21 protein-coding genes are annotated in these 20,825 nt (G+C 71.1%); 8 read left to right on the forward strand and 13 right to left on the reverse strand.

The genetic code is table 11. From position 1 onward, the window contains the following. A partial coding sequence (locus MTF69_RS29590; RefSeq protein WP_243339243.1) for an IS607 family transposase occupies positions 1–410 on the reverse strand: 410 nt, incomplete at its 3' end. A gap of 48 nt (positions 411–458) precedes the next feature. Here MTF69_RS29590 and MTF69_RS29595 point away from each other — a divergent pair. After that, positions 459–893 (forward strand): nitroreductase/quinone reductase family protein, encoded by a 435-nt coding sequence (locus MTF69_RS29595; protein WP_243339244.1) that lies wholly within the window; start codon positions 459–461, stop codon positions 891–893. A 19-nt stretch (positions 894–912) separates the two neighbouring features. Here the strand turns inward: MTF69_RS29595 and MTF69_RS29600 are convergent, their stop codons facing one another. Then, positions 913–1,209 carry a hypothetical protein gene (locus MTF69_RS29600; protein WP_243339245.1) on the reverse strand — a complete coding sequence of 99 codons (297 nt, stop codon included), beginning with the start codon at positions 1,207–1,209 and terminating at the stop codon, positions 913–915. Positions 1,210–1,381: 172 nt separating this feature from the next. Between MTF69_RS29600 and MTF69_RS29605 the strand changes: the two genes are divergently transcribed. Beyond that, positions 1,382–1,576, forward strand: coding sequence for a type II toxin-antitoxin system RelE/ParE family toxin (locus MTF69_RS29605; RefSeq protein ID WP_243339246.1), 195 nt, complete (start codon positions 1,382–1,384; stop codon positions 1,574–1,576). Then, complete coding sequence (locus MTF69_RS29610) at positions 1,573–1,914, forward strand: helix-turn-helix domain-containing protein (RefSeq protein WP_243339247.1); 342 nt, start codon at positions 1,573–1,575, stop codon at positions 1,912–1,914. The genes MTF69_RS29605 and MTF69_RS29610 overlap by 4 nt, the downstream gene beginning before the upstream one ends. A 98-nt stretch (positions 1,915–2,012) precedes the next feature. Here the strand turns inward: MTF69_RS29610 and MTF69_RS29615 are convergent, their stop codons facing one another. The 8 genes from MTF69_RS29615 to MTF69_RS29650 all read right to left on the reverse strand — a co-directional run bounded on the left by MTF69_RS29615 (position 2,013) and on the right by MTF69_RS29650 (position 13,319). Next, on the reverse strand, positions 2,013–3,593 hold the full coding sequence (locus MTF69_RS29615) for an APC family permease (protein WP_243339248.1): 1,581 nt from the start codon (positions 3,591–3,593) through the stop codon (positions 2,013–2,015). A 250-nt stretch (positions 3,594–3,843) separates the two neighbouring features. Beyond that, complete coding sequence (locus tag MTF69_RS29620; protein ID WP_243339249.1) at positions 3,844–5,325, reverse strand: aldehyde dehydrogenase family protein; 1,482 nt, start codon at positions 5,323–5,325, stop codon at positions 3,844–3,846. After that, the gene (locus MTF69_RS29625) at positions 5,322–7,061 is read right to left on the reverse strand and encodes an amidohydrolase family protein (RefSeq protein WP_243339250.1); all 1,740 of its coding nucleotides are present in this window, start codon (positions 7,059–7,061) and stop codon (positions 5,322–5,324) included. The genes MTF69_RS29620 and MTF69_RS29625 overlap by 4 nt, the downstream gene beginning before the upstream one ends. Positions 7,062–7,495: 434 nt before the next feature. Next, a complete protein-coding gene (locus tag MTF69_RS29630; protein WP_243339251.1) occupies positions 7,496–8,617 on the reverse strand; it encodes an LLM class flavin-dependent oxidoreductase in 1,122 nt (373 codons plus the stop codon). A 127-nt stretch (positions 8,618–8,744) separates the two neighbouring features. Next, positions 8,745–9,539 carry an SDR family NAD(P)-dependent oxidoreductase gene (locus tag MTF69_RS29635; protein ID WP_243339252.1) on the reverse strand — a complete coding sequence of 265 codons (795 nt, stop codon included), beginning with the start codon at positions 9,537–9,539 and terminating at the stop codon, positions 8,745–8,747. 16 nt (positions 9,540–9,555) lie between these two features. Further along, positions 9,556–10,503 carry an LLM class F420-dependent oxidoreductase gene (locus MTF69_RS29640; protein WP_243339253.1) on the reverse strand — a complete coding sequence of 316 codons (948 nt, stop codon included), beginning with the start codon at positions 10,501–10,503 and terminating at the stop codon, positions 9,556–9,558. A gap of 242 nt (positions 10,504–10,745) precedes the next feature. Continuing rightward, positions 10,746–12,002: an FG-GAP-like repeat-containing protein gene (locus MTF69_RS29645; protein WP_243339254.1), complete on the reverse strand. Its 1,257-nt coding sequence runs from the start codon at positions 12,000–12,002 to the stop codon at positions 10,746–10,748. 87 nt (positions 12,003–12,089) lie between these two features. Beyond that, positions 12,090–13,319, reverse strand: coding sequence for an FG-GAP-like repeat-containing protein (locus MTF69_RS29650; protein ID WP_243339255.1), 1,230 nt, complete (start codon positions 13,317–13,319; stop codon positions 12,090–12,092). A gap of 212 nt (positions 13,320–13,531) precedes the next feature. On the opposite strand from MTF69_RS29650, the gene MTF69_RS29655 reads away from it, so the two are divergent. Next, on the forward strand, positions 13,532–14,194 hold the full coding sequence (locus MTF69_RS29655) for a hypothetical protein (protein WP_243339256.1): 663 nt from the start codon (positions 13,532–13,534) through the stop codon (positions 14,192–14,194). On the opposite strand, the gene MTF69_RS29660 is transcribed toward MTF69_RS29655, so the two are convergent. From MTF69_RS29660 to MTF69_RS29670, 3 genes are read right to left on the reverse strand one after another with little or no spacing between them, the layout of a single operon-like run. Next, positions 14,166–15,065, reverse strand: a complete 900-nt coding sequence (locus MTF69_RS29660) for a hypothetical protein (RefSeq protein WP_243339257.1) — start codon at positions 15,063–15,065, stop codon at positions 14,166–14,168. The genes MTF69_RS29655 and MTF69_RS29660 overlap by 29 nt on opposite strands. A 42-nt stretch (positions 15,066–15,107) precedes the next feature. Beyond that, entirely contained in the window at positions 15,108–16,397 is a 1,290-nt protein-coding gene (locus tag MTF69_RS29665) for a HAMP domain-containing sensor histidine kinase (RefSeq protein WP_243339258.1), read from the reverse strand. Next, positions 16,394–17,059: a response regulator transcription factor gene (locus MTF69_RS29670; protein WP_243339259.1), complete on the reverse strand. Its 666-nt coding sequence runs from the start codon at positions 17,057–17,059 to the stop codon at positions 16,394–16,396. The genes MTF69_RS29665 and MTF69_RS29670 overlap by 4 nt, the downstream gene beginning before the upstream one ends. 90 nt (positions 17,060–17,149) lie before the next feature. Between MTF69_RS29670 and MTF69_RS29675 the strand changes: the two genes are divergently transcribed. The 4 genes from MTF69_RS29675 to MTF69_RS29690 are packed head-to-tail and all read left to right on the forward strand — an operon-like array spanning position 17,150 to position 20,821. Then, positions 17,150–17,674, forward strand: coding sequence for a hypothetical protein (locus MTF69_RS29675; RefSeq protein WP_243339260.1), 525 nt, complete (start codon positions 17,150–17,152; stop codon positions 17,672–17,674). Continuing rightward, positions 17,671–18,864 (forward strand): peptidoglycan-binding protein, encoded by a 1,194-nt coding sequence (locus MTF69_RS29680; protein WP_243339261.1) that lies wholly within the window; start codon positions 17,671–17,673, stop codon positions 18,862–18,864. Before MTF69_RS29675 ends, MTF69_RS29680 begins: the two co-directional genes overlap by 4 nt. Next, complete coding sequence (locus MTF69_RS29685; RefSeq protein ID WP_243339262.1) at positions 18,861–19,583, forward strand: ABC transporter ATP-binding protein; 723 nt, start codon at positions 18,861–18,863, stop codon at positions 19,581–19,583. Before MTF69_RS29680 ends, MTF69_RS29685 begins: the two co-directional genes overlap by 4 nt. After that, positions 19,583–20,821: an ABC transporter permease gene (locus tag MTF69_RS29690; protein ID WP_374324279.1), complete on the forward strand. Its 1,239-nt coding sequence runs from the start codon at positions 19,583–19,585 to the stop codon at positions 20,819–20,821. The genes MTF69_RS29685 and MTF69_RS29690 overlap by 1 nt, the downstream gene beginning before the upstream one ends. Positions 20,822–20,825: the final 4 nt, after the last annotated feature.

A 20,825-nucleotide genomic window follows, 5' to 3' on the forward strand; every position in this document is an offset into this window, starting at 1 on the left:
AGGGCCGCTTCGACGAGTTCGACGTTCATACGGCCAAGGCGGTCCTTGCGCTCCACCACCACGGTCGTGACGTCCGGTTCTGCCAACAGACGACGTGCTTTGCTACGAGATCCGTTCACCCCGGACGCGACCTCGGATTCGATCCGCACCACCCGATGCCCGGCCTTCACCGCCCACGCCGACAACCTGGCAGTCTGACGCTCCAGATCCGGCTTCTGATCGTGAGAGCAGACCCGGGCATACAACCCGACACCACCGACCCTTTCCGGCACGGCATTCGCCTCCACGTTCACCAGGATCGTGCGTGGCCCCACACGCTCGGCCGGAACCGGCAAACTGCCCTCACGAAACCAGCGATACGCGGTCTGCGGATGCACACCCTGCGCCTTCGCCCACTCCTTGAGGTTCACACACCCGACCGTAACGACACTCACCCAAATGCACTATCACTCACAAGAATGAACAAAAGAACCAACAGCACCCACCCCTGGGTGGCGGACCACATCCGCCGCTTCGAGGAGACCGGCGGGGTACCGCGCCCCGGGGTCAGCGATCTGCTGCTGACCACGCGGGGGCGCCGCTCCGGGGTGCTGCGGCGCACGGCGCTGGCGTACGTCCCGTACGGGGACTCCTACGTCCTCACGGCGTCCAACGCGGGGGCCGGGCACCACCCGGCCTGGTACCTGAACCTGAGCGCCGACCCGGCCGTCACCCTCCAGGTCGGCGCCGAGACCTTCGCGGCGCTCGCCCGCCCCGCGACCCCGTCGGAGGCGGAGCGGCTGTGGCCGGTGGTGGTGGCCGCGATGCCCTCGTACGCGGCCTACCGGGACGCGGCCTCGCGGACGGCCGGCCGCGAGGTCCCGCTGGTCCTGGTCACCCGCACCGACGGCTGAACCTCAGGCGCCCAAGCCCTCAGGCACGCACCTTCGGCGCCTTCGGCAGCCCGGACGACAGCGCGGTCCCGGCTCCGCCGAGGGAGGCGTCGGTCGCCTTCGAGGCGGACCCGGCGGCCGAGGCGGTGATCTCCACCGCCGTCTTCGCGTCCTTGACGGCGCCCCCGGGGTGGTCGACGATCTCGCCGACGCGCTGGGTGATCGGGGGCCCCTGGATGGCGGGCTCGTCGGCGGCGTGCGCGACGGCGGGACTGAGGGCGAGGGCCGCTCCCCCGGACAGGACGAGGGCGGCGAAGCTGCGCTTGATGGCGTTCATGCCAGGCCCAACGACCCCGCCGCACCCCGAGTCACCACTCCGGCCCACTTTGGAGTGAGACCGGATCCGCCCACACCCCAGAAATATGCCCCTTGCGTAATATGCCGCACAGGTCATACTTGAAGGGAAGGTACGCGGACTGGGAAGTGATCGTCGTGGAGCCCGCTCTCTCGTGGCTGCACACTCTGCGCCAGAGCGATCGGCCGAGGTGCGCTTCCTGTTCGTCTTCGACCCGCTGAGGCGGGCGGTCTTCCTGGTCGGCGGAGACAAGGCCGGCGACTGGCATGGTTGGTACCGCTCGTCCATCCCACTGGCCGAGGCGGCGTACCAGGATTACGTGACACAGCAGGAGGAGGACACCCGGTGAGCCCGACACCCGACCGCGGCGCCAAGGCAGCCCGCTGGGACGACCTCGTCGAGGAGTTCGGCTTCTCGCCCGCCGAGCAGGCGGAGATCGACCGTGGCGCGGCGGAGATGATCTCCGTCGTGCGCGCCCACCGGCTGGCGGAAGTCCGCAAGCGGCAGCACACCACCCAGGTCCAGGTCGCGGAAGCCATGGGGGTCACGCAGGCACGCGTCTCCCGGATCGAGAACGGCGAGCTGGAGCGCAGCGAGGTCGAGACCCTTGCCGCCTACGTCCGTGCGCTCGGCGGCAAACTGAAGATCGTCGCCGAGTTCGGCGACGAGCAGTACACCCTCGGCTGACCTACGGCTGACAACGCCCGCGGCCCCGGATCGGAGGATCGATCCGGGGCCGCGGGCGTGCATGACACAGCGGGGGTGGGGGCGTCAGGCCCCCGGGGTCAGTCCTGGACGACCAGGGACGGGGTGGACTTCGTCAGGACCTCGCCGCGGAAGAAGGCCGGGCTGCGGCGTTCGGTGACGAACATGACGACCAGGCCGAGGGCCAGCAGGCCGACGCCGATGACGAAGACGTTGCCGACGTCGAGGCCGGGGAGCGTGGAGCCGGAGCCGTAGGACGGGTCCCAGGCGTCGTACAGGGTCTTGAAGAAGACCGAGGCCAGCAGCACGCCGCCCAGGATCGGGAAGACGCCCTTGAAGAACAGGTCGCGGGCGGAGTTGCGCAGGTCCTTGCGGAAGTACCAGACGCAGGCGAAGGCCGTCAGCGAGTAGTAGAAGCAGATCATCAGGCCGAGCGCGAAGATCGTGTCGGTCAGGACGTTCTCGCTGACCAGGGTCATGACCGTGTAGAAGAGGCCGGTCGCGACGCCCGCCATGATCGTGGCGCGGCCGGGGGTCTTGAACTTCGGGTGGACCTTGGCGTAGGAGGGCGGCAGCGCCTCGTACGTGGACATGGCCAGGACCGTGCGGGCCACCGGGATGAAGGTGGTCTGCAGGGAGGCCGTCGCGGAGGCGAGGACGGCGACGAAGAGCAGGATGCCGAGCATCGGGCCCATCACGGGGCCGGCGAGGGCGGCAAAGACGTTGCCGGAGGTCTCCGGGTTGCCGAGGCCGAAGCCGACGGTGCCGGAGCCGACGGCCATCTGGGCGGCGATGCCGGTGGCCAGGTACGAGCCCACCAGGACGACCATCGCGATGAGCGAGGCGCGGCCGGGGGTCTTCGCGGAGCCGGTGGTCTCCTCGTTGGTGGCCAGGCAGGCGTCCCAGCCCCAGTACATGAAGATCGAGAGCGAGAGGCCGGCGGTGAAGGCCGCCATGGACTCGACCGCGAAGGGGTTCATCCAGGACCAGGAGAAGTCCAGGCCGGTGTCGAAGGTGCCCGCGGAGGCCTTCTGGAAGGCCATCGCCACGAAGATGGCGAGGACGGCGAGCTGAAGGCCGACCAGCGCGTACTGGACGCCCTTGGTGGCCGTCATGCCGCGGTAGCTGATGGCGGTCGCGACGGCGATCAGGGTGAGACAGGTGCTGATGTGGACGAGCTTGTTGTCGTCCAGGGCGGCGATCGCCGGGTTGTTCGTGATCTCGCCGGCCAGCAGCCAGAAGTAGGAGGTGGCCACGCCGGCCAGGTTGGAGAGCACGATGATCGTGGCGATCACCAGGCCCCAGCCGCACATCCAGCCGATCCGAGGCCCGAAGGCCTTCACGGTCCAGGTGAAGGAGGTGCCGCAGTCCGGCATGGCCTTGTTGAGCTCGCGGTACGCGAAGGCGACCAGCAGCATCGGCAGGAAGCCGGCCAGGAAGACGGCCGGCATCTGCACGCCGACCTCACCTGCGGTGGAGCCGAGGGTCGAGGTCAGGCAGTAGACGGGGGCGACGGTGGAGATGCCGATGACGGCGCTTCCCACGAGGCCGACGGAGCCCTTGCCGAGGCCCTTGCCGCGCACATCACCATCGGAGCCACCCCGGGGGGTGGCTCCGCTTACCGTGTCTCCGACCGGGGGCCGGGCGTCCAGCTGTGTCATACGTCAGGACGTTAGACGCTGCGTTTTCCACATCTGGAGGACCAAAGTCCAGTCCGCCACGCGCCCAAAGTCCTTGGAATCTCGAGGCCGAGAGTCTTCACGAGGATGTAATACAAGGTTCACAGGCCTGCCGATCATCGTTTCGGCAGGCCTGGACCTTTGATTTCACTATGCGGAAACCGCAGCACTGTCCGTTTTGACCGGTTTCAAACTTTCCAGGTCAATATTTGGTCAAGCCCGGAGTTTTGCGTCAACCCCAGACGATCGACTGCATCTCGCTGTAGGCGTGCAGTGCGTACGAGCCCACGTCCCGGCCGACCCCCGAGCGCTTGAAGCCGCCGAACGGCGCCTCCATGTTCCGCCCGATGGTGTTCACGCCGACGCCGCCCGCCCGCAGCCGCCGCGCCACGCGGAAGGCGCGCGCCGCGTCCGCGGACCACACGTAGCTGATCAGGCCGAAGTCGCTGTCGTTGGCCAGCGCCACTGCCTCGTCCTCGTCCCCGTCGAAGGGGACCACGACCACGACCGGCCCGAAGATCTCCTCTCGGACCACGCGCATGTCGTTCGTGCAGTCGACGAGGAGGGTCGGGGCCACGTAGAAGCCCTTGCCCGCCGCAGCACCCTCGCCCACCACCGGCCGCTCGCCGCCGAAGGCGATCCGGGCGCCCTCCTTCCTGCCCAGCTCGATGTACGACTCCACGCGGTCCCGGTGCGCCGCCGAGATGACCGGGCCCACCACGGTGCCGCGCACCGACGGGTCGCCGACCTTCATGAAGGCCAGGTAGCCCTGCAGCTTCTCCACCAGCTGCTCGTACACCGACCGGTGGACGATCACCCGGGTCGGAGCCGTGCAGATCTGCCCGGAGTAGAAGGAGAAGGTGGTGCCGATCCCCATCACCGCCGCGTCCAGGTCGGCGTCCGCGAGGACGATCGCCGCACCCTTGCCGCCCAGCTCCATCAGCTGCCGCTTCATCGTGCGGCCGCAGACCTCGGCGATGCGCTGCCCGACGCCCGTGGAACCGGTGAAGGACACCATGTCCACGTCCGGGGAGTCCACGGCCGCCTCGCCGACCTCCACCGAGGTGCCGGAGACCACGTTCACCACGCCCGCCGGGACCCCGGCCTCGTGCAGGGCCTCGGCCATCCGGAACACCGACAGCGGGTCCTGCGGAGCCGGCTTCACGACGACCGTGTTACCCATGGCCAGCGCCGGGGCCACCTTGCCCGCCGGATTGGCCCACGGGTTGTTGTACGAGGTGATGCAGGTGACGACCCCGACCGGCTGGCGCACCTCCAGGGCGCCGAGGATGCTCGCCGCACCCATCGGGCCCGCCTCGGTGACCTGCGGCGGCAGCCCGCGCTCGACCGGTTCCAGCGCGCCCTTCGCGTACCGGCGGAAGCGGGCCACGCCCACCCCGACCTGCATGCCGCGCGCGATCCCGGTGGGGGCGCCCGTCTCGGCCCGGGCGAGCGCCGCCCAGGGCTCGTACTCCCGCTGGATGATGTCCGCGGCCCGGTCCAGGATCGCGGCGCGCTCCTCCGGTTTCGTCCGGGACCAGCCCTCGAAGGCCGCTGCCGCGGCGCGCGCCGCGTCCTCGACCTGGCCGCGCGAGGCCTCGGGGGCCAGGCCGACGACGGATTCGTCGGCCGGGTCGACCACCTCGTAATGACCGCGGGCCGGCTCGACCCACTCGCCGCCGATGTAGAGCTTCTGGGGGGCTTCGGAGCTCATCGCGTGCTCACCGTCCTCGTGTCCCGGCCCGAACGGAGCACGATCCCCGGGATCGCCCCCGTGACCTCGTCGTCGCGGATGGTCTCCACGCCGTTGACGCGTACGGACACCATGCCGATCGCCCGCGCGTCCAGCCGCGGGCTGTCCCCCGGCAGGTCGTGCACGAGCGTCGCAGGCCCCGCCTCGATGCGCTCCGGGTCGAAGAGCACCAGGTCCGCGTGGAACCCCTCGGTGATCCGGCCGCGCTCGCGCAGCCCGAACAGCTGGGCCGGGTCGTCGGTGAGCATCCGTACCGCCTGCTCCAGCGGCACCAGCTTGCGGCCGCGCAGGCAGTCCCCGAGGAAGCGCGTCGTGTACGGGGCTCCGCACATGCGGTCCAGGTGGGCGCCGGCGTCGGAGCCGCCGAGCATGACGTCCTCGTGCTGCCAGGTCTCGGCGCGCAGCGCCCAGCTCGCCGGGTCGTTGTCGGTCGGCATGGGCCAGAGCACCGTACGCAGGTCGTCGTTGGCGCAGATCTCCACCAGGCACTGGAAGGCGTCCTGGCCGCGCTCGGCCGCGATGTCGTTGACGACGCGCCCGGACAGGCCCTCGTTGGCCTCGCTGTAGGTGTCGCCGATGACGTAGCGGCCGAAGTTGGCCAGGCGCCGGAACACCCCGGCCTCCTTGCTGGCCGCGCGGCGCAGCATCTCGGCGCGCACCTGCGCGTCGCGCAGCTTCGCGATGCGCTCGGGGACGGGCAGGGCCAGGACCTCGCCCCAGCCGGGGATGAGGTTGAGGGCGCAGAAGGTGCCCAGCGACATGTTCATGGGGGTCAGGATCGGCATCGTCAGCGCGACGATCCGGCCGCCGGCCTTGCGGGCTCGCTCGCTGGGGATCAGCTGGCGCGGCACGCGCTCGGGGACGGAGGCGTCGATGGTGAGCACGTTCCAGTTCAGGGGCCGTCCGGCGGCCGCGCTCATCTCGACGAAGAGGTCGATCTCCTCGTCGGCGAACTGGTCGAGGCAGCCCGCGACGATCGCTTCGAGCTGGGTGCCCTCGTGCTCGGAGACCGCCCGGGACAGCGCGAGGAGCTCCTCGGGCTTGGCGTGCCGGGAGGCGACGGGGGCGCCGGAGCCGTCGGAGTGCGTGGAGGACTGGGTGGTCGACAGGCCCCAGGCGCCGGCGTTCATGGCGTCGTGGAACAGGTCGAGCATCGCCTGCATCTGCTCTTCGGTGGGCTGGCCGCCGACGGCGTCCTCGCCCATGACGTGCCGGCGCAGCGCGCAGTGGCCGACCATGAAACCGGCGTTGACGGCGATGCGGCCGTCGAGCGCGTCGAGGTACTCGCCGAAGGTGGACCAGGTCCAGTCGACGCCCTCCTCGAGTGCGGCCAGGGCCATGCCCTCGACCTTGCTCATCATGCGGCGGGTGTAGTCGGCGTCCTCGGGGCGGGCGGGGTTGAGGGGTGCCAGGGTGAATCCGCAGTTGCCGCCCGCGACGGTGGTCACTCCGTGGTTCATGGAGGGGGTCGCGTACGGGTCCCAGAACAGCTGGGCGTCGTAGTGCGTGTGGGGGTCGATGAACCCGGGGGTCAGGACGAGGCCGGTCGCGTCCTCGGTGCTCCTGGCCTCTTCGGTGACCGTGCCTGGCTCGGCGATGACGGCGATCCGGCCGTCGCGTATCCCTACGTCGGCCACGCGGGCGGGTGCGCCGGTGCCGTCCACGACGGTGGCGCCCTTGATCAGATGGTCGAGCATGACGTCCTCTCTGCCGGTTCTCGCGTTGCGCGCGTGCCCTGGGGCTCCGCCCCAGACCCCGCTCCTCAAACGCCGGAGGGGCTGGATTTTGGCCGGCGTCCGGCCTTCGTACGCCCAGTGCCTGCGCGCCCTCGCGAGGCTTGGATCGCCCTGCCGGCTCGCACGATGCACTGCACGCACGTGCAGGCCGACGCCGGCCAAATCCAGCCTCGCCGGCGTTTGAGGCGCCGCCGGAGGCACATCCGGCCCCCGCCGGCGTTTGAGGCGCGGGGGTCCGGGGGCTGGTCCCCGGCGACGGCGCCGCACGTGCAGCGCCGCAGGCCAGGGCCCCGGCCGGAGTCCGCCGGGCCGGCCGCGGCCTCGGCATGGCTCCGGCCGGGGCCGGTTGCGGGGCGGCGGTCCGGGAAGACACCGCCCCGAGTTCCCCCGCCGGGTCAGACGGCCTCGCGGAAGCGCGTGGTGCGGTGCACCGGGTCGGTGTCGATGTGCGGGATGACGTGCTCGCCGATGAGCTTGATGGTGGTCATCGTGTCCTCGGGCGAGACGCCGGTCGGCAGGCCGAAGGAGAGCTGGTCGGCGCCGGCCTCCTCCCAGCGCTTGCACTGCGCGCGGACCTCGGAGGGGTCGCCGCAGATGAGCAGTTCCTCGGCGATCAGCAGCTCGATGATCTCCGCGTTGTACTCGGGGAGGATCTCGGGCCACTCGGGGATCATCTCGGGGCGCGGGAAGGTGTCGTGGTAGCGGAAGACCAGCGACTGGAAGCGGTTCATGTTGGCGTTGACGGCGATCTCGACGGCCTTGTCGTGGGTCTCGGCGCAGATCGCGGTCGAGGTGACCATGACGTTGTCGTTGACGAAGGCGCCGATGGCCTTCGCCTCCTGGATCGCGGTCTTGTACTGCTCCAGCACCCAGGCCATGTCGGAGACCTTCTGGACGCTGAAGCCGAGGACTCCGAGGCCCTTCTTGGCGGCCATCGCGTACGAGGAGGGCGAGCCGGCGGCGTACCACATGGCCGGGTGGGCCTTACCGTACGGCTTGGGGAAGATCTTGCGCGGCGGGAGCGACCAGTGCTTTCCCTGGAACCCCTCGTACTCCTCCTGGAGGAACATCTTGGGGAACTCGGCGATGGTCTCTTCCCAGATCTCCTTGGTGCCGTTCATGTCCTCGATGCCGGGAAGGAAGCCGAGGATCTCGTGGCTGCCGGCGCCGCGGCCGGTGCCGAACTCGAAGCGCCCCTTGGAGAGGTGGTCGAGCATGGCGACCTTCTCGGCCACCTTGACCGGGTGGTTGACCGGGGCGAGCGGGTTGAAGATGCCGGAGCCGAGGTGGATGCGCTCGGTGGCGTGGGCGAGGTACCCGAGGAACACCTCGTTCGCCGAAAGGTGCGAGTACTCCTCCAGGAAGTGGTGCTCGGAGGCCCAGGCGTACTTGAACCCGGACTTGTCCGCCTGGATGACGTACTCGGTCTCCTCGATCAGCGCCTTGTGCTCTGCCTCGGGGTCGACCTTGGACCGTGCCTCAGGCACGTATCCCTGCACAAAGAGCCCGAATTCCAAGGGGATTCACCGTCCTTCTGTTTCTGACGTTGCGTCAGATTCGATGTCACGACTGTTCCACCGCGAGGGCGGGAGCGTCAATACCTGACGCTCCATCAGATAGAGCCACGGGGGCACTCGACGGCCGCTAGACGATGCTGACGCCCGCCATCCAGCCGCCGTCGATGACGAACGGCTGGCCGGTGATGTACGAGGAGTCCTCGCTGGTCAGGAACAGGGCCAGTTTGGCTATCTCCTCGGGCTGCCCCACCCGGCCCATCGGCACGACGCGCTTGTAGAGCTCCGCCATGGCGTCCCGGGCCTCCTGGGGCAGGTCCGCCGGATTCGTGTTCCCGGGGGTGGCCATCGCCGTGTCCACCGCCCCCGGGCACATCGCGTTGACCCGGATGTTCTTCGCGGCGAGCTCCAGCGCGGCCACCCGGGTCAGGCCGAGGATCGCCGCCTTGGTCGCCGCGTACGTGCCCACGTACGCCATGCCCGTCAGGCCTGTGTACGAGGAGGTGTTGACGATCGTGCCGCCGCCGGCCGCCTCGATCTCCGGGGCCACCGACTTGATGCCGAGGAAGGCACCGACCTGGTTGACCTGCACCACCTGCTGGAACTCCTCCAGCGGGGTCGCGGTCAGCTCGTTGAAGCGCAGGATGCCCGCGTTGTTGACCAGGCCGTCGACCGGGCCGAAGGCCTCCTTCGCCGCCGCGATGGCGGCCGCCCAGTCCTCCTCCCGGCTCACGTCCATCCGTACGTACCGGGCCCGGTCCTCGCCGATCTCCTTCGCGACCGCCGCGCCCTGCTCGTCCAGTACGTCGCCCAGGAGCACCTTGGCGCCCTCCGAGGCGAAGAGCCGGGCCTCCTGCTCTCCCTGGCCGCGCGCGGCGCCCGTGATGATGACGACGCGGCCGTCCAGCTTGCCTGGCTTGCCCATGCCTACCCCTAAGTCGTTAGTCGTTGAGGAGGGGTCCCACTTCGGACCCGAAAGCCGTGATCTGGTCGATGAGTTCGGCCCGGTCGCGGTTGCGGAAGCGGACCTGGATCTGGTCGATGCCGATCGCCTTGTACGCGCGCAGCGACTCGGCGAGCGCCTCCGCCTTGCCGGTGAGGGTCCGCCGGCCGGTGTCCCAGCCGGGCTCGCCGACGTACAGCGGGGCGGTGATCGCGCCGAACTCCACGGGTCCGGTGACCCCGGCCTCGGCGCGGAGTTCCTTGATCCGGGCGATCTGTGCCGGGAGCTTGTCGAGCGGGTCGCCCTGCGGCAGCCAGCCGTCGCCGCGCACGGCTGCCCGGCGGACGGCGGCGGGCGAGGAACCGCCGACCCAGACGGGGATCCGGGGCTGGACGGGGCGGGGAAGCTGCCCGAGGTCCTTGAAGGAGAACAGTTCGCCCTCGAACTCCGGGTACTCCTCGGGGCCCAGCGCGGCGCGCAGCGCGTCGAGCGTCTCGTCGAGGACGGCCCCGCGGCGCGCGAAGTCCACGCCGAGCACCTCGAACTCCTCCTTCACGTGCCCGGCGCCGACGCCGAGGATCAGCCGGCCGCCGGAGAGGTGGTCGACGGTGGCGTACTGCTTGGCGCTGAGCAGCGGGTGGCGCAGGCCCAGGATCGCCACGTGGCTCAGCAGCCGGACGTTCTCGGTGATCCCGGCCAGGAAGGAGAGGGTGGCCACCGGGTCGTACCAGATGGTGCTCATGGGGCCGGCCATGTGCCGCGGGATGGCCACGTGGTCGCAGGTGGCGACGTAGCCGAAGCCGGACCGGTCGGCCGCCCTGGCCACCGCGGCGAGATCGGCCGCGCCGGCCGTGGCCTCCCAGGGCTCGGCGTAGATGGTGCTCTGCGACTGGATCGGGAGCTGCATCCCGTAGACCAGCCGACCTTCCGGAAACACGCGCGCCATGGGCCGTACCCGCCTCGTCCTCGACTGCCGATTCGTCATACCGGTGCCGGGCCATCGTCGTAGCTGACGGGTCGTCAGGCAAGGGGTCGGTGCGAAGACGACGGCCCGGTGGCGTCCGGTGGCCGTCGAAGCCGAGCGGGCGATCTTGTGCGGCGGGCCGGCCGTGGACCGGGCCCCGACACGCACGAGACCCCGCGCCCGGAGGCGCGGGGTCTCGATGCTCGGGGACGCGGTCCCCCGGGTCAGAAGACGCGAACCCGGTCGGCCGTGTCCCAGCCCATGTTGCCCTCCGGGCCGCGCAGGCTGCCGGTCCCGGTGCCCGGGTACACGAAGGCCTGATGCCAGTCGATGGGTCGCATCAGATCGCTGATGCCATCGGCGGTGGAGTCGCCGGTGGCCACGATCGGGGCGTCCAACGGCCAGGCGTACGGCAGCTGCTTGCGCGCGCCGAAACCGCCCGCGCCGTTGCCCGGGTAGAGCCACAGTCGTCGCGAGCCGTCCCGGGCCACGAGGTCGGCCCGGCCGTCGCCGGACAGGTCGCCCGGCGAGACGAGCTGGTTCATGACGCCCCAGCCGGCGCCCAGGTTCTTGCGCGCGGCGAACGAGCCCTTGCCGTTGCCCGGGTACATCCACAGCACGCCGGCCTTGTCGCGGGCGAGCAGGTCGCCGCGCCCGTCACCGGTCAGGTCGCCGGCCGCGCTGATCTCGCGCATGGCGTTCCAGCCGGCGCCCAGGCCCAGCCGCGTACCGAGGGCGCCGGTGCCGAGGCCCGGGTAGAACCACAGGGCGCCGGCCGTGTCACGGGCGTAGACGTCCTCCTTGCCGTCCGAGTTGTAGTCGCCGTGGCGGACGAGCTGGGTCATGGCGTTCCAGCCGCCGCCGAGGAACTTGCCCTGCGTACGCCCCTGGGCGTCCCTCTTGCCGGGCAGGAACCACAGGCGGCCGTCGTCGGCACGCTCCAGCAGGTCGGCGATGCGGTCGTTGTTGAGGTCGGCGAAGTTCGCGACGGCCGGAACCGGCGCGGGCCGCGGCTGGTCGGGCCAGGGAGCCCAGTCCATGTACGGGACGCCCTGGGTGGCCTCGTAGGCGGTGGTGGCGATCCGGATGGAGCTGATCGCGTTGTCGAACCGGCCCATGATCGAGCCGTTGAGGTCGTTGGGGCCGTTGTACGGGGTCACGTAGAGGTAGTCGCCCGCGAAGTTCGCGTCCGGGTACACGGCCGCGTACAGGCCGCTGTTGTTGACCAGCGAGGAGATCTTGTTGTTCCAGGTGCCGAGCGAGGCCTGGGGGGACGAGAAGGTCTTCATCTCGCCCGTGTAGTAGTCGCCGGCGAAGACGCAGAACTTGCCCGCCGGGCAGCGCTCGTAGTTCTCGGCCGCGGCGGCGGTGGGCGCGGCGGTGACCAGGGCGGCCACCGAGGCGGCCGTGGCGATCGCCGCGCCGAGGATGCGGCGCAGGGGACGGCGCGGGGGACGGGATCCGGAACCGGGTCGGGTCATGAGGAAGGCAGTCCGTTCTGAACTGAAGTGCGAAGTCCGACGTCTGAATGGGGGTGGTGCGAACCGGATGGCCGGATGGCCGGATGGTCAGAACACGAGGTGCGCGTCCGAGGCGCTGCCGATGACCTTCGCGGCGCCGAGGTGGCCGTCCTTCGCGCCCGTCCCGGGGTACAGGCGCAGGTAGTTGTCGCTGTGCGAGTGCGTGAGGAGGTCGGGTCGCCCGTCGCCGTTGTAGTCGCCGATGCCCGCCAGCTCCTTGAAGCCGTTCCACCCGCCGGTGCCGATCAGGCTGCGCGCACCGAAGCCGCCGCGGCCGTTGCCCGGGTAGAACCAGAGCCGCCCGGACGTGTCACGGGCCACGAGGTCGGAGACTCGGTCGGAGTTCAGGTCGCCGGCGCCGACGAGCTCGTTCATCACGCCCCAGCCGCCGCCGAGGTTCTTGCGCGTGCCGAAACCGCCCTTGCCGTTGCCGGGGTACAGCCACAGCACACCGGCGGTGTCGCGGGCGAGCAGGTCCCGCTTGCCGTCACCGGTGAGGTCGCCTGCCGCGGCGAGGTCCCGCATCGCGTTCCAGCCGCCACCGAGGCCGACGCGCGTACCGAGGGCCGAGCCGGTGCCCGGGTAGAACCACAGGGCGCCGTCCTTGTCCCGGGCGAAGACGTCTTCCCTGGCGTCCGTGTTGTAGTCGCCGTGGCGCAGCAGCTGGGTCATCCCGTTCCAGCCGGTGCCGAGGCGGTGGGTCTTGTTGTCCTCCGCCGCGTTCACGGTCCACAGCGCGCCGTACCGGTTGCGGCCCAGCAGGTCGGTGCGGCCGTCGCCGTCGAGGTCGCCGAAGGCCGTCTCGGCGGCCGTGGGCGCGGGACGCGTCTGCGGCTCCTCGTTCCACCACCACCACGGGTGGGTGGCGAAGCTGCCGCAGTCCTCGGCGTCCGGCAGGAGCTCGATCGAGCTGACGGCGTTGTCCAGGTCCGGGCGCGTGCTCTCGTCGAAGGACACATGACCGCTGTAGTAGTGCGTGGCGGCCTCCCAGCCGTAGTCGGGCTCGGGGCTGACGCACACCGTGTGGTCGCTGTAGTTGGTGAGCGAGCTGATGCGGTTGTCCCAGGTGCCGAGGCGGGCCAGGCTGCTCTTGACGATCTTCATGTCGCCGGTGCCGACGGGCCCGCTGAACACGCAGACCTCGCCCCAGGGGCAGCGGTCGTAACCGCTGGCCGCCTGCGCGGCCGAGGCGCCGCCCAGCAGGCCTGCGGTGGTGGCGAGCGCCGTGGCGGCGGCGAGGAGCGCGCCGCGGACGGCGCGCGGAACGGAAAGGGTCACAGATCCCCCCGGATGTGTGTGGAACAGCCGCGTTCGCATAGGCCCGCAGGAGCCGGCCCCCCTGGAACGCGGATTCGAGTGTGTGGATTCTAGCCCTGGCCTGTTTCCGCCGGGACCCGTGGGCCAGCGGCGTCAGGGCCTGACGGCGGAGCCGCGGAAAGCGGCGCACGAAGGGATGTCCGTACGCGGGGCCGACCGCTAGGGTGCCGCGCGTGGAACTGTTTCTGACCCTGGTCAGCGGAGTGGCGTGGACCCTCGTGTACGTCGAGGCGATCCGGGTGGGGCTGCGGGACCGGACGTACGCGATGCCGGTCGCGGCGCTCGCGCTGAACTTCGCGTGGGAATCGACCTACGCCGTCAACGAGTTCCGTACCGGCCTTTCGGCCCAGGGCGTCGTCAACGTGGTGTGGGCCGTCGCCGACATCGTCATCGTGTACACATACCTGCGCTACGGGCGGGCCGAGCTGCCCCGCTTCGTGACCCGGCCGCTGTTCGCCTTCTGGAGCGTGCTCGTCTTCGCGAGCGCCTTCGCCGTGCAGTGGCTCTTCCTCGCCCACTTCGGCGCGCACGACGCGAGCCGGTACTCGGCGTTCCTGCAGAACCTGCTGATGTCCGGGCTGTTCATCGCCCTCTACGCGAGCCGGCGCGGCCCGCTCGGACAGTCCCTCGTCATCGCGGTCGCCAAATGGCTCGGCACGCTCGCGCCGACCTTCCTCTTCGGGGTCATGGAGGACGCGCCGTTCATCCTCGGGCTGGGGCTGCTGTGCGCCGTCTTCGATCTCGCGTACATCGCGCTGCTGGCCGGGAACCCGGCGGGCGGGGAGGCGGACCTCGGGAAGGCGGACCTCAGAAGCCCCGCGGCCCCATCACGATGACCGGCTTCGCCGCCGGGTCGAGGGTCGCCAGGACCTTCTGCATCGCGGCCTTCGGGATGCCCACGCAGCCCTGCGAGGGGCCGTCGTGGTCCACGTGGAGCCAGATGTTGCCGCCCTTCTCCTCGCCCTCCGGCTTCGTCGGGTCGAGGGGACTCACCCCGGTCTTGCGGTTGAAGTCGATGGCGACGACGTAGTCGAAGGAGCCGCGCAGCGACTCGCCGTTGACCCCGCGGCCCGTCGCCACGAAGGAGCCGTCCTGGTCGTACGGGAACTTGGTGCCCGCCGGCTTCGCCAGCAGCCCGCCCGCGTCGGTCAGCGCGAACACGCCCTCGGGGGAGGTCAGGTCCCCGTACGTACGCTCCGTGGACCAGCCCTTGGCTCCGTTGCGCGCGGGCCAGCTGTCGCTCTTCAGCCAGTCGGCGCCGGTCGCCGGGCGGGTGTACAGGGCCGCGGTGGACTCCGACGAACCCTTGGCCTTGCCGGTGACCAGGATCAGCTGGCGGGCGTCCGCGGGGATCTTCGCCCGGGTCTGCTCGCTGACCTCGGGCAGGCCCTGGAAGGGGTCGCGCTCGGCGGCCCGCCCGGCCCGCTCCTCGGCCGGGGGCCGGGCGTCGGAGGCGGCCAGGGCCGCGGCGTTGGCCGGCGGGTCCTGGGCGAGGTACGCCCAGCCCGCGCCGAAGCCGAGCAGTCCCAGGGCGGCCGCGAAGGCGAGCGGGCGCGAGCCGCGGGACCCCCGGGAAGCGCGGGAACCGCGCGGGACACCGCCGGCGCGCCGCGCACCTCCGGCGCGGGAGCGCGGGGTCGGGCGGGACGCCCCGGGTGTGCGGGACGGACGGGACGCGCGGGAGCCGGCTCGGGCGTGCTTGCTCATTGACCCGACCGTACACAGCCGATCTTCATTTTTGTTGACCGGTCAAGCTCCCGGCGTTTCATCGGCGGGTCGCGCCGCCGGGGGCGCCGGCGACTCGGCCGGGAACCAGACCCGGACCGTCAGCCCGCCGCCGGGCGCCGGGTTGGCCCGCGCCGTCAGTGCCGCGCCGTGCGCCCGCGCGATCGACGCGACGATCGAGAGCCCCAACCCGGCGCCCTCGCCCGCCGTATGCTGCCGCTCCGCCCGCCGCCGGAAGGGCTCCAGCAGCCGCGGCACGTCCCCCGGCTCGATCACCGGACCGGTGTTGGAGACCGTCAGCACCCCCTCCCGGGAAGTCGCCACCTCCAGGCGGCCGCCCGCGCGGTTGTGACGTACGGCATTGGCCAGCAGGTTCCGTACGAGGTGCCCGAGCAGCGTCCGGTCGCCCGCGACGGTCAGCGGCGCGAGATCCCGTACGACCGCCAGGTCCTGAGGGGCCGTCGCCTCGATGCCCGCCAGCTCCGCCCCCGCGAGCTCCGCCAGGTCCACGGGCTCCGTCGCCTCGAGGCCCTCCTCCGAGACGGCGAGCAGGAGCAGCGACTCGACGAGGTGCTGACTGGAGTCCGCGACCTCGATGAGCTTCGACCGGATCCGGGCCACCTTCTCCGGCGGCGGCTCCCCCGCCAGCCCGATCTCGGCGGCCGCCCGCTGGACGGCGAGCGGGGTGCGCAGCTCGTGGGCGGCGTTCGCGGCGAACCGGCGCTGTGCCCCGACCAGGTCCTCCATCCGGTCGAGCATCCCGTCGAAGGTGTCCGCCAGCCGTTTGAGTTCGCCGGGCGGGGCCCGGAGGCCGATCCGCTCGTGGAGGTTCGCACCGGACAGGCGCCGGGCCGTCTCGGTGATCACGCCGACGGGGCGCAGGACGCGGCCGGCCATCCACCAGGCCAGCCAGATGGACAGGACGGCGAAGACGGCGAGGGCGAGGAGGGAGACGATCAGGAGCTCGTGGAGGGTGGCCTGTTCGACGGCGGTGGTCAGGTTCTGGGTGGCCTGCCATTGTTTGAGCTGCTCGGCACTGGGCCTGATCGTGGGGCCGGTGCCGGGGCCCGGGATGAGGCCAGTGCCCGCATCGAACCTCTCGGCGGGTACGGGGGTCCGCTGGCCCGGGACCACGTTGGGCAGCTGGGCGGTATAACCGGGCCTGGTGGTCATGACGGCGCCGCTGATGCGGCTGTAGAGACCGTTGCGGAGCAGGATGTTGATCAGTGCGATGAGGCCGCCGCCCGCGAGGAGCAGCAGCGAGCCGTAGAGGACGGTGAGACGGGCGCGCTCGGAGTGGAGCACTGCTCTCATCGTGGATCACCGATCCGGTATCCGGCGCCGGGGACCGTCTCGATCAGCGGCGGCTCCCCCAGCTTGGCCCGCAGCTTGCTCAGGGTCACCCGTACCGCGTTGGTGCTGTACGAGGTGTCCTCCTCCCACACCTGCTCGATCAGGTCGTCGCTGCTGAGGACCGCGCCCTCGGCGCGCAGCAGCGACTCCAGCACGGCGAACTCCTTGCGGGACAGCGCCAGCCTGCGCCCCTCGCGGGTCGCGGTGCGCCGCGCGACGTCCACGGCCACCCCGGCCCGCTCCAGCACCGGCGGCAGGGCCGGCTGGGCGCGCCGCCCCAGCGCCAGGACGCGGGCGAGCAGCTCGTCGTAGGCGAAGGGCTTGGTGAGGTAGTCGTCGGCGCCGAGGCCGAGGCCCTCCACCCGGTCGCGTACGGTCCCGGAGGCCGTCAGCATCAGCACGCGGGTCAGCAGCCGCTCGCGCACCACCTGGCGGCAGACCTCGTCGCCGTGCAGGCCGGGCAGGTCTCGGTCGAGGATCAGGACGTCGTACGCGCCCCGGCGCAGCCGGCTCAGGGCCTCCAGGCCGTCGCTCGCCTCGTCGACGGCCAGCGCGTCGCCGCGCAGCCCCTCGGCAATCATCTCCCGCAGGAACTCCTCGTCCTCCACCACCAGAACTCGCATGGCGTCCTCTTTACCGGAGAGGGGCATTTCGCCGTTGTAAGCACGAGCCGTTAGAGAAGCGAAAGCCGCTGTTCGCGCAGTCTCGGGCCCATGAAGCGATCCACGACCATGACCATGACCACGGCCGCGCTCCTCACCGGCCTCACCCTCTTCGTCACCGCGTGCACGGGCGGCGCCGGCGGCTCGGACGGAAAGAAGGACGAGAAGAACGACTCCTCGAACTCCAGCGGTACGGGCGGCAGCGGTGGCGGTGGCGGTGCGGACGCCGACAACGCCCTCAAGATGCGCAAGTGCCTGCGCGAGAACGGCGTCGACATGCCGGACCCGAAGCCCGGCGAGGACCCGCGCGGCATGACGCTCGGCGCGGGCACGGACCAGGAGGTCCTGAAGAAGGCCATGGACAAGTGCGGGATGAAGGGTCCCGGCTCCGGCGGCGAGGTCTCGCAGGCGGAGAAGGACAAGGCCCTGAAGCAGGCCAAGTGCATGCGGGACAACGGCTTCGACATGCCGGACCCGGAGTTCAACGGCAACGCGCGGACCGGGATGTCCATACCCGAGGGGGCCGACAAGGACGCCTTCATGGCCCAGCTGAACAAGTGCAGCGCCGACCAGTGAGGAAGCGCGGGAGGTGGCTCCTGGGCTCGCTGGCCGTCGTGCTCGCCGTCACGGGCGGCGGGTACGCGGTCGTCGCCCAGGCCGGGACGGACGGCGGGAGTGGTGGGAGTCGTGGGAGCGGCGGGAGCGGCGGCGGCGGGAGCAGCGGTGGCTCGAAGCAGGGCCGCACGGACGGGCTGCCGGGGGCCACGTCGCCGGTCACGCGCGGAGACCTGAGCTCCGGGTTCAAGGTCGACGGGACGCTCGGCTTCGCGAAGGAACGCAAGCTCAACATGGTGGGTGCGGGCGGGGCGGGCTCCGGCTCCGCGACCCTGACCTGGGTGGCACCCGCCGGATCCTCCGTCGTGCGCGACGGCAAGCTCTACGAGGTCAACGGCAAGCCGGTGCGCCTGATGTACGGCGCCACGCCCGTGTACCGGTCCCTGAAGTCCGGGGACAAGGGCGAGGACGTCAAACAGCTCAAGCAGAACCTCCAGGCCCTCGGCTTCGGCACCGGCCTGGACACCTCGGACGGCACCTTCACCGCCGGGACGGCCACCGCCGTCAAGCGCTGGCAGAAGTCCCACAAGGTGAAGGAGACGGGCGAGGTCGGCAAGGACGACATCGCCTTCGCCTCCGGACCCCAGCGGATCCAGAAGAACGACATGGCCGTCGGCGACGAGGCCGCCGCCGGCAAGCCCGTCATGACCCTGACCGGCACCGAGCGGATGGTCCGCGTGCAGCTGGACGTGGCCAAGGCGGGCAAGGTCAAGACCGGCGACCCGGTGACCGTGAGCCTGCCCGGCGGGGGCAGCACCGCCAAGGGCAAGATCAGCTCGGTCGGCGCCACCGCCAACGGCGACGACCCGTCCTCGGGGGGAGGGGGTGGTGGCGGCGGCGGCGGTGGCGGTGGCGGGGACAAGAAGCCGAAGGTCGACGTCGAGATCGCCCTCGACAACCCCGCCGAGGCCACGGGCCCCGACCGGTCCCCGGTCTCGGTGAGCCTGACGGGCGAGGTCCGCAAGGCGGTGCTCTCCGTACCGGTCAACTCGCTCCTCGCCCTCGCCGAAGGCGGCTTCGGAGTCCAGGTCGTCGAGGACGGCACGGTCCGCGAGGTCAGGGTCGAGCTCGGCATGTTCGGCCAGGGCCGGGTGGAGGTGAAGGGGGACGCCCTCAAGGAAGGCATGCTCGTGGGAGTCCCCGCGTCATGAACGAACACGCCCACGCCGTCGTCGAACTGACCGGGGTCACCAAGGAGTACCCCGGCGGGGTCGCGGCCCTGCGCGGAGTCGACCTCACCGTCCTGAACGGCGAACTCCTCGCCATCGTAGGACCGTCGGGATCGGGGAAGTCCACGCTCCTGCACATCGTGGGGACGCTGGACCGGCCGACCGCCGGCCGCGTCGCCATCGCCGGGTACGACATCGCGAGCCTCTCCGACCGGTCCCTCTCCGCCCTGCGCTCCCGCCACGTCGGCTTCGTCTTCCAGTCCTTCCACCTGGTCCCCGGCATCAGCGCCCGGGCCAACGTCGCCGAGGGACTGCTGTACTCCGGCCTGTCCCGCGCCGAACGCGGACGGCGGGCGGAACGCGCCCTGGAGCGCGTCGGCCTCGGCGACCGCATGGACCACCGGCCGCACGAACTGTCCGGCGGACAGAAGCAGCGCGTGGCGATCGCCCGCGCGGTGGCGGGCGAACCGGACCTGCTGCTCGCCGACGAGCCAACGGGCGCCCTGGACACGGCGTCCGGCGAGTCGGTGATGGAACTGCTGCACGAGCTCAACCAGGACGGGGCCACCATCGCCGTGATCACCCACGACAACGAGATCGCGGCGAGCCTGCCCCGGCAGGTCCGCATCCGCGACGGCGAGATCGTGGCGGACGTGTGGAACGTGGACACGGACACGGACGCGCTGGGGGTGGGTGCGTAGTGGGTTCCGGTTCCCGTACGAAGTCACGCGCTGCCGGCAAGAAGGCGCGCAAGCTGTCACCGCCCCGGCTGGGCCCCCGCGACGTGTTCCACGTCGGATCGGCGGGGCTGCGCTCGCGGCCCATGCGCGTCTTCCTGTCCGCGCTCGGGATCGCCATCGGCATCGCGACGATGATCGCGGTCGTCGGCATCTCCTCGTCGAGCCAGGCCAAGCTGCTCCAGGAACTCGACAAGCTCGGCACGAACATGATGGTCGCGACACCAGCCCCGTCGATGTTCTCCGGACAGGACACCAAGCTGCCGAAGGACGCCCCCGGCATGATCGCCCGGATCGACGGGGTCGAATCGGTCGGCACGACGGGCGAGGTGATGGAGTCCGTCCGCCGCAGCGAGAACATCCCGAAGGAGGAGACGAACGGCATCGCCCTCAAGGCGGCGAAGGACGAGCTGCTCAAGACGCTGAGGGCCCGGATGCACAGCGGGAGCTGGCTCAACGACGCGACCGGCCGCTACCCGTCCGTGGTCCTCGGGCACGTCACCGCCGAGCGCCTGGGCATCACGGGGCCGGGCGGGCAGGTCTTCATCGGCGGGCAGTACTTCACCGTCATCGGCGTCCTGGAGCCCATCCCGCTGGCGCCGGAGATCGAACGCTCGGCGCTGATCGGCTGGGACGCCGCGCAGAGCCTCCTGGGCTTCGACGGCCATCCCACGTCCGTCTACGAGCGCTCCGCCGACGACCGCGTCCGGGAGGTCCGGGACCTCATCGCCAAGACGGCCAACCCCGAGAGCCCGAGCACGGTCTCGGTCACGGACCCGTCGGCGGCCCTCCAGGCGAAGGCCGCCACCGAGGGCGCCTTCAGCACCCTCCTCCTCGGCCTGGGCGGCATCGCCCTGCTGGTGGGCGGGGTCGGGGTGGCCAACACCATGATCATCTCGGTCCTGGAACGCCGCCACGAGATCGGCCTGCGCCGCTCCCTGGGCGCCACCAAGGGCCAGATCCGCATCCAGTTCGTCACGGAGTCCCTGCTCCTGTCGGGCCTGGGCGGCCTGGCAGGCATCGCCCTGGGCGGCGCGGCCACGGCGGTGTACGCCCGAGCCGGCGACCTCCCCTGGGTGGTCCCCCTCTGGGCCGTCACAGGCGGCTTCGCAGCAACCCTGGCCATCGGCACGGTGGCGGGCCTCTACCCGGCGGTCCGCGCGGCGAAGCTGTCGCCGACGCTGGCGCTGCAGGCTGGGTAGGGGG

Origin of the sequence: Streptomyces sp. AP-93 (assembly GCF_022808175.1) — a bacterium.
Classification (GTDB): Bacteria; Actinomycetota; Actinomycetes; order Streptomycetales; family Streptomycetaceae; genus Streptomyces.

Bases quoted from the DNA above. Each gene is read 5' to 3' on its own strand.
- MTF69_RS29645 (WP_243339254.1), bottom strand. From the start codon at position 12,002: ATGACCCGACCCGGTTCCGGATCCCGTCCCCCGCGCCGTCCCCTGCGC.
- MTF69_RS29615 (WP_243339248.1), bottom strand. From the start codon at position 3,593: ATGACACAGCTGGACGCCCGGCCCCCGGTCGGAGACACGGTAAGCGGA.
- MTF69_RS29600 (WP_243339245.1), bottom strand. From the start codon at position 1,209: ATGAACGCCATCAAGCGCAGCTTCGCCGCCCTCGTCCTGTCCGGGGGA.
- MTF69_RS29625 (WP_243339250.1), bottom strand. From the start codon at position 7,061: ATGCTCGACCATCTGATCAAGGGCGCCACCGTCGTGGACGGCACCGGC.
- MTF69_RS29660 (WP_243339257.1), bottom strand. From the start codon at position 15,065: ATGAGCAAGCACGCCCGAGCCGGCTCCCGCGCGTCCCGTCCGTCCCGC.
- MTF69_RS29620 (WP_243339249.1), bottom strand. From the start codon at position 5,325: ATGAGCTCCGAAGCCCCCCAGAAGCTCTACATCGGCGGCGAGTGGGTC.
- MTF69_RS29595 (WP_243339244.1), top strand. From the start codon at position 459: ATGAACAAAAGAACCAACAGCACCCACCCCTGGGTGGCGGACCACATC.
- MTF69_RS29665 (WP_243339258.1), bottom strand. From the start codon at position 16,397: ATGAGAGCAGTGCTCCACTCCGAGCGCGCCCGTCTCACCGTCCTCTAC.
- MTF69_RS29640 (WP_243339253.1), bottom strand. From the start codon at position 10,503: ATGGCGCGCGTGTTTCCGGAAGGTCGGCTGGTCTACGGGATGCAGCTC.
- MTF69_RS29685 (WP_243339262.1), top strand. From the start codon at position 18,861: ATGAACGAACACGCCCACGCCGTCGTCGAACTGACCGGGGTCACCAAG.
- MTF69_RS29635 (WP_243339252.1), bottom strand. From the start codon at position 9,539: ATGGGCAAGCCAGGCAAGCTGGACGGCCGCGTCGTCATCATCACGGGC.
- MTF69_RS29675 (WP_243339260.1), top strand. From the start codon at position 17,150: ATGAAGCGATCCACGACCATGACCATGACCACGGCCGCGCTCCTCACC.
- MTF69_RS29670 (WP_243339259.1), bottom strand. From the start codon at position 17,059: ATGCGAGTTCTGGTGGTGGAGGACGAGGAGTTCCTGCGGGAGATGATT.